Source organism: Micromonospora sp. IBHARD004 (genome assembly GCF_052814115.1).
Genome location: NZ_CP199934.1, coordinates 6783571 through 6798635, shown reverse-complemented (window position 1 = coordinate 6798635; position 15065 = coordinate 6783571). Strand labels below are relative to the sequence as shown.

14 protein-coding genes are annotated in these 15065 nt (G+C 74.1%); 6 read left to right on the top strand and 8 right to left on the bottom strand.

From position 1 onward, the window contains the following. Positions 1–14: 14 nt before the first annotated feature. Positions 15–1523 (bottom strand): hypothetical protein, encoded by a 1509-nt coding sequence (locus tag ACTWO6_RS33020; protein WP_446217551.1) that lies wholly within the window; start codon positions 1521–1523, stop codon positions 15–17. Positions 1524–1936: 413 nt separating this feature from the next. Here ACTWO6_RS33020 and dnaB point away from each other — a divergent pair, with 413 nt between their 5' ends. Together dnaB and ACTWO6_RS33010 are read left to right on the top strand one after the other, a co-directional pair. Continuing rightward, entirely contained in the window at positions 1937–3322 is a 1386-nt protein-coding gene (gene dnaB, locus ACTWO6_RS33015; protein WP_446220854.1) for a replicative DNA helicase, read from the top strand. Positions 3323–3490: 168 nt separating this feature from the next. Then, on the top strand, positions 3491–3676 hold the full coding sequence (locus ACTWO6_RS33010; RefSeq protein ID WP_446217550.1) for a hypothetical protein: 186 nt from the start codon (positions 3491–3493) through the stop codon (positions 3674–3676). Positions 3677–3688: 12 nt separating this feature from the next. Here ACTWO6_RS33010 and ACTWO6_RS33005 read toward each other — a convergent pair whose 3' ends face one another. The 5 genes from ACTWO6_RS33005 to ACTWO6_RS32985 form a co-directional block, all read right to left on the bottom strand. Next, positions 3689–4369, bottom strand: coding sequence for a maleylpyruvate isomerase N-terminal domain-containing protein (locus ACTWO6_RS33005; protein WP_446217549.1), 681 nt, complete (start codon positions 4367–4369; stop codon positions 3689–3691). Between the two features lie 94 nt (positions 4370–4463). Then, on the bottom strand, positions 4464–4844 hold the full coding sequence (locus tag ACTWO6_RS33000) for a TFIIB-type zinc ribbon-containing protein (RefSeq protein WP_446217548.1): 381 nt from the start codon (positions 4842–4844) through the stop codon (positions 4464–4466). A gap of 23 nt (positions 4845–4867) precedes the next feature. After that, positions 4868–5500: a phosphoribosyltransferase gene (locus tag ACTWO6_RS32995; protein WP_446217547.1), complete on the bottom strand. Its 633-nt coding sequence runs from the start codon at positions 5498–5500 to the stop codon at positions 4868–4870. 57 nt (positions 5501–5557) lie between these two features. Beyond that, positions 5558–6856, bottom strand: coding sequence for a glycosyltransferase family 87 protein (locus ACTWO6_RS32990; RefSeq protein ID WP_446217546.1), 1299 nt, complete (start codon positions 6854–6856; stop codon positions 5558–5560). A 71-nt stretch (positions 6857–6927) separates the two neighbouring features. Beyond that, positions 6928–9477, bottom strand: coding sequence for a putative bifunctional diguanylate cyclase/phosphodiesterase (locus ACTWO6_RS32985; protein WP_446217545.1), 2550 nt, complete (start codon positions 9475–9477; stop codon positions 6928–6930). A gap of 556 nt (positions 9478–10033) precedes the next feature. On the opposite strand from ACTWO6_RS32985, the gene moaC reads away from it, so the two are divergent. The 4 genes from moaC to ACTWO6_RS32965 are packed head-to-tail and all read left to right on the top strand — an operon-like array spanning position 10034 to position 12718. After that, complete coding sequence (gene moaC / locus ACTWO6_RS32980) at positions 10034–10525, top strand: cyclic pyranopterin monophosphate synthase MoaC (RefSeq protein WP_446217544.1); 492 nt, start codon at positions 10034–10036, stop codon at positions 10523–10525. Beyond that, a complete protein-coding gene (locus ACTWO6_RS32975) occupies positions 10522–10992 on the top strand; it encodes a MogA/MoaB family molybdenum cofactor biosynthesis protein (protein WP_446217543.1) in 471 nt (156 codons plus the stop codon). The genes moaC and ACTWO6_RS32975 overlap by 4 nt, the downstream gene beginning before the upstream one ends. Positions 10993–11030: 38 nt before the next feature. Continuing rightward, on the top strand, positions 11031–12290 hold the full coding sequence (locus ACTWO6_RS32970; RefSeq protein ID WP_446217542.1) for a molybdopterin molybdotransferase MoeA: 1260 nt from the start codon (positions 11031–11033) through the stop codon (positions 12288–12290). 14 nt (positions 12291–12304) lie between these two features. Then, positions 12305–12718, top strand: a complete 414-nt coding sequence (locus ACTWO6_RS32965; RefSeq protein WP_446220853.1) for a molybdenum cofactor biosynthesis protein MoaE — start codon at positions 12305–12307, stop codon at positions 12716–12718. Positions 12719–12770: 52 nt separating this feature from the next. Here the strand turns inward: ACTWO6_RS32965 and ACTWO6_RS32960 are convergent, their stop codons facing one another. Both ACTWO6_RS32960 and ACTWO6_RS32955 read right to left on the bottom strand, forming a co-directional pair. After that, the gene (locus ACTWO6_RS32960; RefSeq protein ID WP_446217541.1) at positions 12771–14216 is read right to left on the bottom strand and encodes a glycosyltransferase 87 family protein; all 1446 of its coding nucleotides are present in this window, start codon (positions 14214–14216) and stop codon (positions 12771–12773) included. Positions 14217–14420: 204 nt separating this feature from the next. Then, complete coding sequence (locus ACTWO6_RS32955) at positions 14421–14969, bottom strand: DoxX family protein (protein ID WP_446217540.1); 549 nt, start codon at positions 14967–14969, stop codon at positions 14421–14423. Positions 14970–15065 lie beyond the last annotated feature (96 nt).

Here is a 15065-nt window from a genome sequence, read left to right as displayed (position 1 = left end):
GTCGCCACGGGCGCTCAGCCGATCGGCTGGCCGGTCACCGCGCTGATCACCACCGTGGAGAGACCGCCACCGACGACCGCCGCCGCCAGCGCCACCGTCGCCGACCGCCAGGTCGTCCCGACCCGGCGCAGCAGCACCGCGACGACCAGGCTGCTCACCAGCGCCAAGCCGAACCGCGGCGCCCCCGCGACCAGCGAGGCGAAGGCGTGTGCCCGGGGTGAGTCACACCCGCCGCCGGTGATGTCGGTGACGCAGCCCGGCGGCGCCTGCCCGTCGAGCGTCAGCAGCCAGAGGAAGACCAGCACCGCGGGGACCAGGTAACAGGCGGCCGTGTAGACCAGCGGGCGGATCGGCCCGCCCGGATCCGGGTCCAGCAGGTCGTCCTCGAGCCGGCGGCCCCACGACCCACCGCCGATGGTCTCGATCCGTCGCCGGATCGACGCCCCGCCCGCACCACCGTCGACGTCCACCGGCTCCACCCGACGCCGTAGCGCCGGACGCGGGCGCGGCGCGCTGTACGCGACCGCAGGTGAGCGCGGCGCGGACGGCGGCGCGGCCACCCAGCGCGGATCGTCGCCGGCCAACCGGGTCCCGGACCAGAAACCCTCGGCCTGCTCCGCCGACGACCACCCGTCGGCTCCCCGGTCCCGCAGCGGGGTCGGCGGCGCCGTCCGGTCCCATTCGTCGGCCTCGGCGTACCGGTCCCAGCGGCCCGTCTCCCCGTACCTGTCCCACTCACCGGTGTGGTCGGAGCGGTCCCAGCGGCCGGTGCCGTCCGCCCGGTCCCACCGCCCGCCGGTCGCGGAGCGGTCCCAGGCGTGCACCCCGGAGGCGTCCCACGGGTCGACCGCCGGCTGCTCGGCCGGATCCGGCTCGGCGGACCTGCCCCGCTCCCAGGACTCCGCCGCCGGCCGCGACCAGGAATCAGCCGCCGCCCGCCGACTGCGCCGGGTCGGCCGCCCGGTGTCCCACCGGTCCTGCTCCCCCTCGGACGAGGTCGCGTCCTCCATGCCCGACCAGATCACCTGGGGGCGACGGGACGGGGCCCGGCGCGGCCGGCTCCGCGGGGCGGCGCCGGAGACCGGCTGATCCTCGGCGGCCTCGGCGCGCCGGCTGCCGACATACCCCTGCTCCTGCGGTGTGTCGATGGTCCACTCGGCGGTGTGCTCGCCGGCCGGGCCGGCGCCGATGCTGCGCGGCTCGCGCCCCCGGCTCCAGCCGATGTCGGTGGACGTGCCCCACCCGTCGTCCGAACGCGGGCGGTCGAGGTCGTCGTCGTCGGTGGCGGCGTGCCGGCCACCGCCGTCCGCGCGGCTGACCCCCGACTCGAGGGCCCAGCGGGGAAGGTAGGCGTCGACCGGCTCCTGCTGGCCCCGCTCGATGGCGCGGCGGCGACTGGGGGTGCGGTAGCTCCCGGACGCGTACGGGTCGACCGGGAGCGGCTCGGCGGGATCATCCCACGGGGCGATCGGCTGGCGCTCGCGCGGGCTGCCCTCCCCGCTTCCCCAGTCCCGGTAACTCACGGCCGGAGCGTGACCCTTCTCAACCGAAAGTGCAATCCGCTGTCCAGGTGTAGCCGTTCGCTGAGATAGTACGGGACGATCGGCCCCAGGGCTCAACCGGAAATCTTCCGTCCACAGGGTGGGGATTGCAACACCGCAGATCAGAGCGGTTATGGCCAGAATTCCCCAGCTCTTGTCCACATGCTGTGCACACCCTGCCCACATGCCTGTGCACCGACGTCCACAGGTTGTCCCGAGCCTCGTCCACCGGCGTTGTTGAGTGGCCGACCTCGGGTTCCGTATCGTTGGCCCCCGACCGTCCGGCCGGTGGCCCCCGATCGACCGGAGGGTCGGCGGAAGTTGTCAGACGCTGGCGGTAGACCTGGACCGGATCCGAACGCAGTGAGGGGGGACCCGTGTCGGTCACCGACGACATGCGGACGGAGCGTTCCGGTGGGCAGCAGCCCGCGCCGGCGCCACGCGAGGGCCATTTCGAGAAGACCCCGCCCCAGGACGTCGCCGCCGAACAGTGCGTCCTCGGCGGCATGCTGCTGTCCAAGGACGCGATCGCCGACGTCGTCGAGATCCTGAAGTCCAACGACTTCTACCGCCCGGTGCACGCCACCATCTTCGACGCGATCCTCGACATCTATGGCCGGGGCGAGCCGGCCGACCCGATCACCGTCGCGGCCGCCCTCGCCGACTCCGGCGACCTGGCCCGGATCGGCGGCGCCCCCTACCTGCACACGCTGATCGCCAGCGTGCCCACGGCCGCCAACGCCGCGTACTACGCGCGGATCGTGGGCGAGCGCGCCGTGCTCCGCCGGCTGGTCGAGGCCGGCACCAAGATCGTCCAGCTCGGGTACGGCACCGGTCAGGGTGGCAGCCGGGACGTGGACGACATCGTCGACCTGGCCCAGCAGGCCGTCTACGACATCACCGAGCGGCGGGTCAACGAGGACTTCGCGGTGCTCGCCGACATGCTCCAGCCGACCCTCGACGAGATCGAGGCGGTGGGCGCCCAGGGCGGGGTGATGACCGGGGTGCCCACCGGCTTCACCGACCTCGACCGGCTCCTCAACGGCCTGCACCCGGGCCAACTTATTATCGTTGCAGGCAGGCCCGGTTTGGGGAAGTCAACGGCAAGTATGGACTTTGCCCGAAATGCGGCTATCCGCGCCAACCAGGCCGCCGCGATCTTCTCGCTGGAAATGAGCAAGGTCGAGATCGTCATGCGACTCCTCTCGGCCGAGGCACGGGTGCCGCTGCACGTGCTGCGCAGCGGGCAGCTCTCCGACGACGACTGGACCAAGCTGGCCCGCTGCATGGGCGAGATCAGCGAGGCGCCGCTCTTCGTCGACGACACGCCGAGCATGAACCTGATGGAGATCCGGGCCAAGGCGCGGCGGCTGAAGCAGAAGCACGACCTCAAGTTGATCGTGGTCGACTACCTCCAGCTGATGACCTCGCCGAAGCGCACCGAGAGCCGGCAGCAGGAGGTCGCCGACCTCTCCCGTGGCCTCAAGCTGCTGGCCAAGGAGGTCGAGTGCCCGGTCATCGCGGTGAGTCAGCTGAACCGTGGCCCGGAGCAGCGGACCGACAAGCGCCCTCAATTGTCTGATCTGCGCGAATCTGGGTCAATTGAGCAAGATGCGGACGTGGTCATCCTGCTGCATCGTGACGACTACTACGACAAGGAGTCGCCGCGCGCGGGCGAGGCGGATTTCATCATCGCCAAGCACCGGAACGGGCCGACCGACACCGTGACGGTCGCCGCCCAGCTGCACCTGTCGCGCTTCGTCGACATGGCCATCGTCTGAGTCCTGCCCACCGAGGGCGGCGCGGGCAGAGATGAGTTTTCCGCCCCGCCGCCGTCGCACCGGATGACAGCGCCGGCCCGCACCGACCGGCAGGACCGGTGACAGGGTGGGGGACATGGTGGACGGCGGCATCAGCGCGACGCGTACCGAGGACTCGAGCCCCTCGACGTGCGGGCCCTGCTCACCTGGGCGAACCGGCAGCCGGCCGTCGGCACGTACGTGCGGATGCCGGAGGCGCCCCGGCGGGTGGGCATCGGGCTGACCGTGCTGACCGTGGCCGGCGACGTGGTCTCCGAGGTGGCCAGCTTCGACGGCGGGCTGCTGCCCGGCTTCGGCCTGCCCGCCGAGCTGTGAGCGGCGGGCGGATCAGCCGATCAGCGGGAACCAGCCGGCGGCCTCACCCAGCTCCAGCCGGTCCCGGTCGGTCAGCGGCACCCGCCCGGCCGCGCGGAGCAGGTAGTCCCGGTCGTCCCAGCCGGCCGGGCGGACCGCGTCGTCGCTGAGCAGGCCGTCCATGGTGGCCACCGCGACCCGGGTGGGCAGCTCGGCCGGGGGTGGCGCGTCGGGCAGCCCCACCACCAGGTCGAGGTGGTGGATGACCGCCTCGGTGGTCAGCGTGGCGAGCAGGTCGGCGACCCGCAGTACGTGCCCCTGGGTGGTGACGAACCCGTCCGGGTCGGCGGCGGCAGCGGCCCGGACGGCGGCGGGGGCGGTGTCCGACCAGATCCGGACCACCCCGCTGGGTCGGTCGAAGGCGGCCGCCGACCGGCGTGCCCACCAGGCGTGCTTCGCGCCGGCGCCCGCGCCGCCCGTCGGGACCGCGCGCCAGTAGCTGACGTCGTCCACGTCGGCCGGGCCGTCGGCGGGACTGGCCAGCGCGACCAGCGCCCGCTGCGCGTCGCAGAGGACGTGGAAGAGCAGGTCCGCGACCAGCCAACCGCGGCAGCGGGTCGGCGTCTGGAGCCCCGCGTCGTCCAGCCCGGTGACCACGGCGGTGATCCCGTCGTACGCCTGCCGCAGCGCCTCGTGCTGCCGGATGGCCGTCATGTGGTGCAGCGTGCCACGACCGCGGCCGGTCGGCACGCCGGCCCCGGGCGGGAACGGCCGGGCCGGCGGCGCGCCGACCCGGCCGTGGCGGGCCTCAGTCGAAGAGTTCGCCGAGGAAACCGCCGTGCTTCTTCCGCTTGTAGTGGCCGTGGTAGCCGTACTGCTGCCCGTGGCCGTACGCGGGCTGCGCGTAGCCGTGGCCGGGCGGTGGCGGGGGCGGCGGGGCGGCGCCGTACCCGGGCTGGTGCGGGGCGGGTGCGGGCGGCGGGGGCGGCGGCGGGTACCCGCCGGCCGGCTGGGTCGCCTGCCCGGGGGTGGGGTGCTGCCGGTTCCAGTTCGCCTCGGCCTCGAAGAGCTTCTCGAGCTCGCCGCGGTCGAGGAAGATGCCGCGGCACTCGCCGCACTGGTCGATGATGACGCCGCTGCGCTCGTACTGGCGCATGTCTCCGTGACACTTGGGGCAGGTGAGCTGCATGACACCGAAGGTACCCGGTGGAATCACGCCGTGGCGGTCAGCATCTGCACCACCTCGTCGTCGGAGACCTCACGGAAGTCGTCGTAGTAGGCGCCGACCGCGCCGAAGTCCGGCGGGGTCTGGACGCAGACCACCTGGTCGGCCTCGGCGGCGAGCATCTCGTATGCCTGCTCGGAGCCGACCGGGACGCCGACCACCACCCGGGTGGCGCCCAGGTGCCGGGCCACCTGCACGGCGGCGCGCGCGGTGGCCCCGGTGGCCAGGCCGTCGTCGATGATGACCGCGGTGCGCCCGTGCAGGTCCAGCGGGGGTCGGCCGGTACGGTAGCGGCCCTCCCGCCGGTCCAGTTCGGCCTGCTCCCGCCGCCGCACCTCGGCCCGGTCGCTCTCGCTCAGCCCGCCGGCGATCTGCTCGTTGAGCACCTCCACCCCGTCGGGGCCGAGCGCGCCGTAGGCGAGCTCGGGCGCCCAGGGCATGCCGAGCTTGCGGACCACCAGCACGTCCAGCGGCGCGCCGAGCCGCTGCGCGACCACCCGGGCCACCGGGACACCGCCGCGGACCAGGCCGAGGACGATGACGTCCGGCTGCCCGGCGAGTTCGCTGAGTCGGTCGGCGAGCACCTCGGCTGCCTCGGTCCGGTCTCGATAGGTGGTCATGTCCTCAGGTTTACGCCCTGTCGGCGGGCTCCGCCCCGCACTTGTCGGGAAAGCCGGTCAGTGAGCGGTCGCCGGGTCTTCGGCGGGGCGGCTTCCGGGGAGCGTGACCGCGGGGGCCCAGACCAGCAGGGCCAGCGGGTAGAGCAGGTAGCCGAAGCGGGTCGAGGGCATCAGCAGGATCGCGGCGAGCAGCCCGTACCCGCAGATCAGCGCGGTGGCGGCGGCGGTGCGCGGGGGGCGGCGGGCGAGCCGGACGGCGATCGCCGCCCCGACCGCCACCAGCAGCGCGGCGGCCAGCACCCGGCCGGCGGGCAGCAGCGTGGCGATCAGGTGGCCGGGGAACGGGGACTGCGCCGGACTGGTCACCAGCCCGTGCCCGAGCGGGAAGCGCAGCACGTTCTCCACCATGGCGTCCCGATCGACGAGCAGGGCGGGCACGAGCGCGGCCAGCGGCAGCCCGACCGCGCCGAGGGCGGTGCGGGCGCCGGCCCGGCGGGTGGCCGCCCAGCAGATCAGGACGACCGCGACCGGCCAGGCGAAGAGCTTCAGCGCGCCGGCCACCCCGATCGCGACGCCGGCCCGGCCGGGCCGGTCGGCGGCGGCGAGCGCGAGGGCCAGCAGGCAGAGCGCGAGTACGGGCAGGTCGTCGCCGCCGGTGGCCAGGGTCAGCGCACAGACCGGCAGCACGGTGGCCGCCTGGACGCCCCGCAGCAGGGCGTCCGCGCGGCCCGGCGTCGGCGCGGCCCCGGCGCGCAGGGTGCCCACGGCCAGGGCGAGCACCAGCGTGGTGGCCAGCGCGAACCAGACCCGCGAGTCGGTCCACCAGGCGTCGACGGCGGCCCGGGGCAGCCCGAACAGCGCCATCCCCGGCTGGTAGGGGGTGTAGCCGAGCAGCCGCTCGGCGGGGGACAGCGCGGCGATCGCGTCATGGCCGAGGTAGGGGGTGCCGTGTTCGACGAGCCGGGCGCCGGCGTGCTCGACCACCATCACCTCCTCCTGCGCCCGGTCGGTCCGCCCCGCCGCCCGCTGCATGCTGAGCACCGCCAACGGCAGCAATGCCGCGGCGGCCCAGGCGAGGGCGGTCACCGCCGCGCGGGCGGGGAGCTCGGCGGCCTCCGGCCGGCGCCGCCGGACCAGGAGCTGGCCGGTCACCGTGAGCGCCGCGGCCAGGTAGCCGACGGCGGCGATCGCTCCCCAGGCGCGGTGCGGCGGGAGGGTGGAGGTGGCGGCGGTGACCGCGGCGAAGAGCGCCGACACCCCGTACAGGCCGAGGTCGAGGGCGAGGCCGCCGGCGGCGGAGTCCAGGGCCCGCCAGCGCCGGCGGCTGCGGAACGTCCATCGGGGGGTGGCGGTCACGCCGGCCAGTCTCGCAGACCGTGGCCGCCGCGCCGCCCGGCGCTCGGGGACGTCGACCCGGAGCTGGCCGGTCAGCGCCGCCGAGGCTCGTCGGCGGTCTGGCCGGTGGTCGGCGGGGAGCCGGCCGTCCGGCCGCGACCGCCCTGGCGGCGGCCGGGTAGGCGGATCACCGCGCCCGCGTCGTGCAGCGGAGGCGCCAGGGTGCCCGGGCGTCCGCCCGCGCCGCGCTGGAGGGCGGCGAGCAGCGAGCCGGATGGCAGCGGCCGGGCGAAGAGGTGGCCCTGCCCGGCGCTGCAGCCCAACTCCCACAGCGCCCGCCGCTGCGGCTCGCTCTCCACGCCCTCGGCGACCACGGCCAGGTCGAGGCTGCGGCCGAGGTCCAGGGTGGAACGGATCACCGCGGCGGCCTCGGCCGAGGTCGCCATCGCGGTCACGAAGCTGCGATCGATCTTCAGCTCGTGCACCGGGATGCGGGAGAGCAGGGAGAGCGAGGAGTAGCCGGTGCCGAAGTCGTCGAGGGCGAGCCGGACGCCGGAGTCGCGCAGCCGGCTGAGCACCCGGTCGACCACGTCGAGCTGGCTGAGCGTGAGGGTCTCGGTCAGCTCCAGCACCAGCCGGTCGGGCGGCAGGTCGTGCGCCCGCAGCCGGGCCAGCACGGCCCCGGGGAAGCGGGCGTCGAGCAGGCTCCGCGGCGAGACGTTCACCGACACCGGCAGGTCGAAACCGGCGGCGCGCCAACTGCCGGCCGCGATCAGCGCCTGGTCGAGGATCGCCTCCGCGAACGCGGGCAGCAGGCCGGAGCGTTCCACCGCCTCCAGGAAGCGCAGCGGGTCGATGATGCCGTGCGTCGGGTGGTGCCAGCGGGCCAGCGCCTCCGCGCCGGTGACCTCACCGCTGGCCAGGTCGACGATCGGCTGGAAGTTGACGGTGAACTCGTGGTCGGCCACCGCCCGGGGCAGCTCACCGCCGAGGGTGAGCCGGCCGAGGTCGGCGGTGTCCCGGGTCGGCGCGTACGTGGAGATCCGCTGGCCGGCGCGCTTGGCCTGGTACATCGCCACGTCGGCGCGGCGCAGCAGCTCGGCGATGCCGCCGGTGGCCGGCGCGACGGCGATGCCGCCGCTGGCCTCCACGCTGATCCGCATGCTGTCCAGGTGGAGCGGCTCGTGCAGGGCGGCCAGCAGGGCGTCCGCCCGGTGCGCGGCGACCGCCGGGGCGGGCAGCCCCCGCAGCAGCACGGCGAACTCGTCCCCGCCGAGCCGGGCCACCAGGTCGCCGGGGCGGGTCGCGTCGCGCAGCCGGTCGGCGACCTGCATCAGCACCCGGTCCCCGGCGCCGTGCCCGAGCGTGTCGTTGACCTCCTTGAAGTGGTTGAGGTCGATCAGCACCAGCGCGGTCACCCCGTCGGCGTGCCGATTGGTGAGCTGCTGGGTGCCCTCGTCGAGCAGTTGGCGCCGGTTGGCCAGCCCGGTCAGGGCGTCGTGCGCGGCGGCGTGGGCGTGCTCCTCGGCGATCCGGGCCAGCTCGGCGTACGCCTGGGCGTTGCGCACCGCGGTGCAGAGGGCGGAGGCGAAGGTCCGCAGCGTGTACTGCTCCCGCTCGGAGAGCTCGACCGGCCCGGCGAAGCGCAGCCGCAGCACGCCGAGGTCGACGGCCCGGTCGTGCCCCTCCAGCGCCGCCGGGATGACGGTCCCGCCGACCGCGCTCGGCTCGGCGCCGTCGCCGTTGTGCCGGATGCCGGCGGTGGTGCCGCGCACGGTACGGGCGCCGTCACGCAGCTCGATCTCGACCTCGTCGGCGGAGAAGAGTTCGGCGGCCTGGGTGACGGCGGTGGTCAGCACCTGGTCCAGGTCGACCACGTTGAGCGCGTCGGTGGTCCGGGCGAGCCGCTGCCAGGCCTGCTGTTCGGTGCGGGTCCGGATCCGGGTGGAGTACGCGAGGTGGAGGCTGAGCACCAGCGGTGGCACGGCGAGCAGCAGCCGGGGGTCGGCGCGGAGGATGACCAGGGTGCAGACGGCCACCACGAACCGGACGGCGAAGCCGGCGATCCGGAGGTCGAGGTTGCTGCGGAACTGGCGGGCGATCCGGGTCCCGGAGGCGAGCGCGATGACGGGAATGGCCAGCAGGTCGTCGAGGAGTGCGACCGCGAGGTAGGCGATGCCCAGCGGCGCCAACATGTCCAGCGGATGGCTGAGCGGCCAGGTCCAGTCCAGGAGGGCCAGGGCGGTGCCGGCGCCCCAGGCGACGATGACGTTCTTTCCCACCCCGAAGGCCATCTTGATGGGTGGGAGGCGAAGCGAGGCGAGGGCGAGACCGACGCCGGTGCAGAGCACGACCCACGCGGTGGGGAGGATTGCCGCGCCGACGACGATGGCGGTCTCGTTCCAGCTGATCGACTGCGTGGTCGACCTGATCCGCACCCGTGCCTTGACCAGCGTGCCGACGGCGATCATGAAGGTCAGCATCACGAGCGTCGCCACGTCGTTCGCGGATCCCGGTGGGGTGTGGAACAGCGCGACCGGCAGGGCGCCGCAGATGATGGCGGCGGCGACAACGACGACGAGACCGACTAGCAGCCTCAGCCGCTGATCGGTCTCATTCTTTCGTCGCTGGGAAAGAGTCATGTCGCTCCCAGGTCACTGCCTCGGCCGTATCCGCAGCCTACCGTCGGGGAAGTCGTTCTCCCACGCCCGGTTTCAGTTCCAGTCGGTGCCACGCATCGCGTTTCCCCCTTCATGACCCCGGTGCCATTAGGGAACCGTTTCGGAGGAGGGATGTTCCCCTCTGACAAGCAGAGTAGGAGCGATGAGGGAAGTTCTGAAGCAATAAATGTCGCTATGCGCAACATTAGCCAAGCTTGGAGAGTTTTGTCACGGTCTGTCCATCGATCCTGAGCGGAGCGAGAGGAGGGGTTTCCGCTCCGCGTCGGACCGATGGCTCACTGCTGCGTGAGCTGCCCCGGCCGGCGTGCTCCCTCCAGTGTCGCGGCGGGAAAACGATGTCCCATCCGCAGATCGGGCAGGTCGTCGGTCAATTCGGCCAGAAACGAGGAAGCTCATTATTCTCCATCGACGGCGGGTCTGTCCGGGGCGGCACCGAATCCGCCGTGGCGGCTTCGGGAGCCGACCCGCCCGGCAGTCGAGCGGGGCGGTGGTCGTACCCGAAAGATAGGCTCGCGCCGTGACCGAATCCGCGCAGCTCACCCACGTCGACCAGGCCGGCGCGGCCCGGATGGTCGACGTCTCCGCCAAGCCGGTCTCCGGCCGGCTCGCCGTCGCCGCCGGCCGGCTCCGCACCACCGCCGAGGTCGTCGACCTGCTGCGCCGCGACGGCCTGCCCAAGGGCGACGCGCTCGCCGTCGGGCGGCTGGCCGGGATCATGGGGGCCAAGCGCACCCCCGACCTGATCCCGCTCTGCCATCCCATCGCCCTGCACGGCGTCACCGTCGACCTGCGGCTCACCAGCGACACGGTGGAGATCACCGCCACCGCGCGGACCGCCGACCGGACCGGGGTCGAGATGGAGGCGCTGACCGCGGTGGCCGTCGCCGGCCTCGCCCTGGTCGACATGGTCAAGGCCGTCGACCCGGCGGCCAGCGTGGACGCGGTCCGGGTGCTCCGCAAGGAAGGCGGCAAGACCGGCGAGTGGGTGCGGCCGGAGGACCGGCCGTGATCCGGGCCCGGGTGGTGGTCGCCTCCAACCGGGCGGCCGCCGGCGTCTACGCCGACACCAGCGGTCCGCTCCTCGTCGCCGGCCTGCGCGAGCTGGGTTGCCAGGTCGACGAGCCGGTCGTGGTGCCGGACGGCGACCCGGTCGGCGAGGCGCTGCGCGCGGCCCGGGCCGACGGCGTCGACGTCGTGCTGACCAGCGGCGGGACCGGCATCACCCCGACCGACCGGACCCCGGACGTGACCCGGTCCCTGCTCGACTACGAGATCCCCGGCATCGCCGAGGCCATCCGGGCGCACAGCCGGGACCGGGTCCCCACCTCCGCGCTCTCGCGGGGGGTCGCCGGGGTGGCGGGCCGGATGCTGGTGGTCAACCTGCCCGGGTCGACCGGCGGCGCGAAGGACGGGCTCGCCGTGCTGGGGCCGATCCTCACCCACGCCGTCGACCAGCTCCGCGGCGGCGACCACTGACGGCGCGCGCCCGCCCGGCCGGGGGATAGGCTCGCCGGATGAGCACGGAAACCGCAGCCGCGGCGGCCCAGTTCGCCGCGCCGCCGCCGGCCGGCTGGGAGGAGGCCCGCTCCCGGGTGTACGCCGTCGGCCTCGCCGCCGCGCTTCCAGCCGTCGACCGGCCGCTCGCCGACACCGACGGCCACACTCTCGCCGAGCCGCTGACCACCCGGACGGACCTGCCCGCGTTCCCCACCTCCAGCGTGGACGGCTGGGCGGTGCGCGGGGACGGCCCGTGGGAGGTCGTGGGGCGGGTGCTCGCCGGGAACACCTCGGCGCCGCTGACCGCCGACGGCACCACCGTCGAGATCGCCACCGGCGCGATGGTCCCGGAGGGGACCACCGCCATCCTGCGGATCGAGGAGTCCACCCGGACCGCCGACGGTCGGGTCGCCGGCACGCCGCGGCCCGCGCCGGAGTGGCGCGAGCCGGGCGAGGAGGCGTACGCCGGGGAGGAGCTGCTTCCCGCCGGCACCCCGGTCGACCCGGCGCTGATCGGGCTGGCCGCCTCCTGCGGCCACGACACCCTGCGGGTCCGCCGGCAGCCCCGCGCCGCGCTGCTGGTCTTCGGCGACGAGCTGCTGACCGCCGGCTCCCCGGCCGCCGGCCGGGTCCGGGACGCCCTCGGTCCGGCGGTCCCCGCCTGGCTGCGCCGGTACGGCTGCCAGGTCCGCCCGGCCGACGTGGTCGGCCCGGTGGCGGACACCCTCCCCGCCCACGTGGCCGCCCTGCGCGCGGCGCTCGCCAACGCCGACCTGGTCTGCACCACCGGCGGCACCATGCACGGGCCGGTCGACCACCTGCACCCGACGCTGGAGGCGCTCGACGCCGACTATGTCGTCAACACCGTCGCGGTCCGCCCCGGCTTCCCGATGCTGCTGGCCCGGCTGGCCGACGGGGACGGTCGGGTGCGCTTCGTCGCCGGCCTGCCGGGCAACCCGCAGTCCGCGATCGTCGCACTGGTCTCGCTGGTCGCGCCGCTCCTCGCCGGCCTCCAGGGGCGACCGATGCCGGTGCTGCCGCTGGCCACCCTCGCCGAGCCGGTGCCGGGTCGCGGCGACTACACCCACCTCGCCCTGGTCCGGCTGGATCGGGCCGCCGGCACGGCCCATCCGGTCCGCCACGTCGGTTCGGCGATGCTGCGCGGCCTGGCCGGCGCGGACGGCTTCGCGGTGATCCGCCCCGGCACCAGCGGAGAGGCCGGCGCCCGGGTGCCGGTCGTGCCGCTGCCGTTGACCCCCGGGGAGCGGACGTGGTGAGCCCCGCCGGGACGATGGCCCACGGCACCGTCACCGACCAGCCGCTCGACCTCGCCGCCCACGAGGCGGCGGTCGCCGACCGGCGGGCCGGCGCGGTGGTCTCCTTCCAGGGAGTGGTCCGCGACCACGACCACGGCCGTCCGGTGACCAGCCTCGAGTACGAGGGTCACCCGAGCGCCGAGGCCGTGCTGCGGGAGGTCGCCGCCGAGATCGCCGCCGAGCCGGACGTGTACGCGGTCGCCGTCTCGCACCGGATCGGCCCGCTGGAGATCGGCGACGTGGCCCTCGTCGCGGCGGTCAGCACCGCCCATCGGGCCGCCGCGTTCGCGGCCTGCGCCCGCCTCGTCGACGAGGTGAAGGCGCGGCTGCCGATCTGGAAGCGGCAGGTCTTCGCCGACGGCACCGAGGAGTGGGTGAACTGCCCCTGACCGGCCGAGTCCGACCCGGCCGGTGTGCGCGGTCGGCGTCCCGGCGGGACGGTCAGCGGCGGCCGGTGAGCTGGGCGGCGCGCAGCGGCCGGTCGTTGTAGAACGCCGGCTCCGCGCCCGGCCGCCACGGCAGCGCCGCGACCAGCACGATCAGGGCGATCGCCAGCGAGTTCTCCATCAGCGCGCCGAACAGGCCGTCCTGGTAGTGCGACACTTCGGGGAGCTGGTGCTCGTACGGCCAGATGGGCGAGATCAGGAACAGCAGGTAGAGGCCGATCGCCGCGACGGCGTGCCGCAGGCCGGTGAGCGTCGGGTACCAGATCGGCGGGCGCAGCGCGTTGACCCCCGGCACCCCGCCGGCCGTCGCCGGCGTGCTGACCCGGGGCAGCAGGCCGCGGCTCGCCTCGTGGCGGCGGACCGCCGCGTCGGCCAGCACGATGATCGCCGGGATGACCCAGACCAGGTGGTGCGACCAGGAGATCGGGCTGATCACGTTGGCGGTGAGCCCGACCAGGGTGAACGCGGTCAGCTCGTCGCCGTCGGCCCGGGCGGCGGCGGCCCGGGACAGGCCGAGCGCCAGGACCAGCACCGAGAAGGCCAGCCAGAGCAGGCCGGGCGTCTCGATCGAGTCGTAGAGCCGCGCCAGCAGGCCCGCCAGTGACTGGTTGGGGGTCATGTCCGCCGCGCCGACCCGCTCGGTCTGCCAGAGCACGCTGCTGAAGTACGTCCGTGACTCCTCGCCGACCAGCGCGAACGTCCCGAGGGTCACGCCGATCGTGGTGCCGACCGCGGTCAGCGCGGCCCGCCACTGGCGGGTGATCATCAGGTACGCGATGAAGAGCGCGGGCGTCAGCTTGACCGCGGTGGCCAGGCCGATCCCGGCGCCGGCCCAGGCGCCGCTGTAGGCGAAGCGGGCCAGCGCCGAGTCGGCGGTGTCGTGATGGGTGCCCCGCTTCGCCCGCCAGCGCAGGCCGACCAGGTCCGCCAGGATCAGGGCGAAGAGCAGCAGGTTGACCTGGCCGTAGCCGAGGCTCTCCCGGGCCGGCTCGATGGCGACGGCCATCGGCGTGGCGATGCCCACGGTGAACCAGAGCGGCCAGCCCAGCCGGTCGACGATCGGGCGCAGCAGCGCGGCCAGGACGATCGCCACCGCGCCGATGCTGGCCAGCGCGTTGAGCCAGCCGGCGGCCTCGACCGGCAGCCAGGACATCGGCAGCATGACCAGGCCGGCGAAGGGCGGGTAGGTGAAACCCAGCGTCGTCGAGGGTGCGATGAAGTCGTACAGCTCGTTGCCGCTCGCCCACCACACCACGGCGCCGTGATAGATCTTCATGTCGAAGAAGTTGTACGGCCGCCCGAACGCGCTGATGGCGAGCCATGCGGCGTAGGCGACGGCGGCCACGATGCCGGTCCGTACGACTGTCCTGCGATCGATCCCACGTGTCACGCGGTGGACTGGGGCGAGGCGGCCCATCCGTCTACCGACGGTCGCCGGCATGGCGTGGCCCCCCCCGTACCAAGGTCGTCCTACCCGTCCAGGTCCTGCACGGAGCCTAGAACGGCGCCTCACGTCGTTGCCTCCCGCGTTATGCGACCGTGTCCGATCCCACACATGTTTTTGACATTTCCACCGCGTTAACGGGTGTCGGGTAGTTCAGGTAATTCGCGGCCTTGCGGGGGGTGGCGGCCGTATTGACGCAGGTCAACCCGGGAGTCGGCGGGCGGTGGCCGCCGAGCGGGCGGCGATCTTCGCCTCCCGGCGGGCGGTCCGGACGACCCGCTGCACCGAACGTCGGGAGTGGCCGATCCGGTGGCCGGCGCGCCAGCGCAGCCCGGGCTTGCCCTCGGTGTCCGCGGCGGCGAGCAGCAGCCCGCCGCAGAGGCCGAGGTTCTTCAGGAAGTGGATCTGGTTGTTGTTCCGCGCCGCCGGGTCGTCGTTCTTCCAGAAGGGATGGCCGGCCACGGTCACCGGCACCAGGCTGCCGGCGAGGACCAGCGCGGCCGGTCGGGTGAACTTGCCGGTGGCCAGCATCAGGCCAGCGACGAGCTGGGTGGCCGAGTTGATCCGGACCAGCGTCTCGGCGTCGGTCGGGAACCGGGGGTGGACGTTCTTCTGAAGCAGGGGCGCGACCCGGTCGGTGACCGGCTTGGCGGCCGGGGCCAGGCGACCGGGATTCTGGAAGTTGCGGACGCCGCTGACCACGAAGATTCCGCTCAACATGACACGGGCGAGGGAGCGCACGGGTTTCATGGCTCAGTCATACCCCGTGTCGGGGCCCGCTACCCCGGCAACACCCGAAAGGGATCGGCCGACATGGACGTTCAGCGGAACCCGCGCACATCGAAT

What these genes read in the sequence shown, in the direction of transcription:
- ACTWO6_RS32965 (WP_446220853.1), top strand. Translation starts at nt 12,305, where the DNA reads ATGGCCCACGGCACCGTCACCGACCAGCCGCTCGACCTCGCCGCCCAC.
- ACTWO6_RS32960 (WP_446217541.1), bottom strand. Translation starts at nt 14,216, where the DNA reads ATGCCGGCGACCGTCGGTAGACGGATGGGCCGCCTCGCCCCAGTCCAC.
- ACTWO6_RS32985 (WP_446217545.1), bottom strand. Translation starts at nt 9,477, where the DNA reads ATGACTCTTTCCCAGCGACGAAAGAATGAGACCGATCAGCGGCTGAGG.
- ACTWO6_RS32995 (WP_446217547.1), bottom strand. Translation starts at nt 5,500, where the DNA reads ATGACCACCTATCGAGACCGGACCGAGGCAGCCGAGGTGCTCGCCGAC.
- ACTWO6_RS33000 (WP_446217548.1), bottom strand. Translation starts at nt 4,844, where the DNA reads ATGCAGCTCACCTGCCCCAAGTGTCACGGAGACATGCGCCAGTACGAG.
- ACTWO6_RS33005 (WP_446217549.1), bottom strand. Translation starts at nt 4,369, where the DNA reads ATGACGGCCATCCGGCAGCACGAGGCGCTGCGGCAGGCGTACGACGGG.
- dnaB (WP_446220854.1), top strand. Translation starts at nt 1,937, where the DNA reads ATGCGGACGGAGCGTTCCGGTGGGCAGCAGCCCGCGCCGGCGCCACGC.
- ACTWO6_RS32970 (WP_446217542.1), top strand. Translation starts at nt 11,031, where the DNA reads ATGAGCACGGAAACCGCAGCCGCGGCGGCCCAGTTCGCCGCGCCGCCG.
- ACTWO6_RS32955 (WP_446217540.1), bottom strand. Translation starts at nt 14,969, where the DNA reads ATGAAACCCGTGCGCTCCCTCGCCCGTGTCATGTTGAGCGGAATCTTC.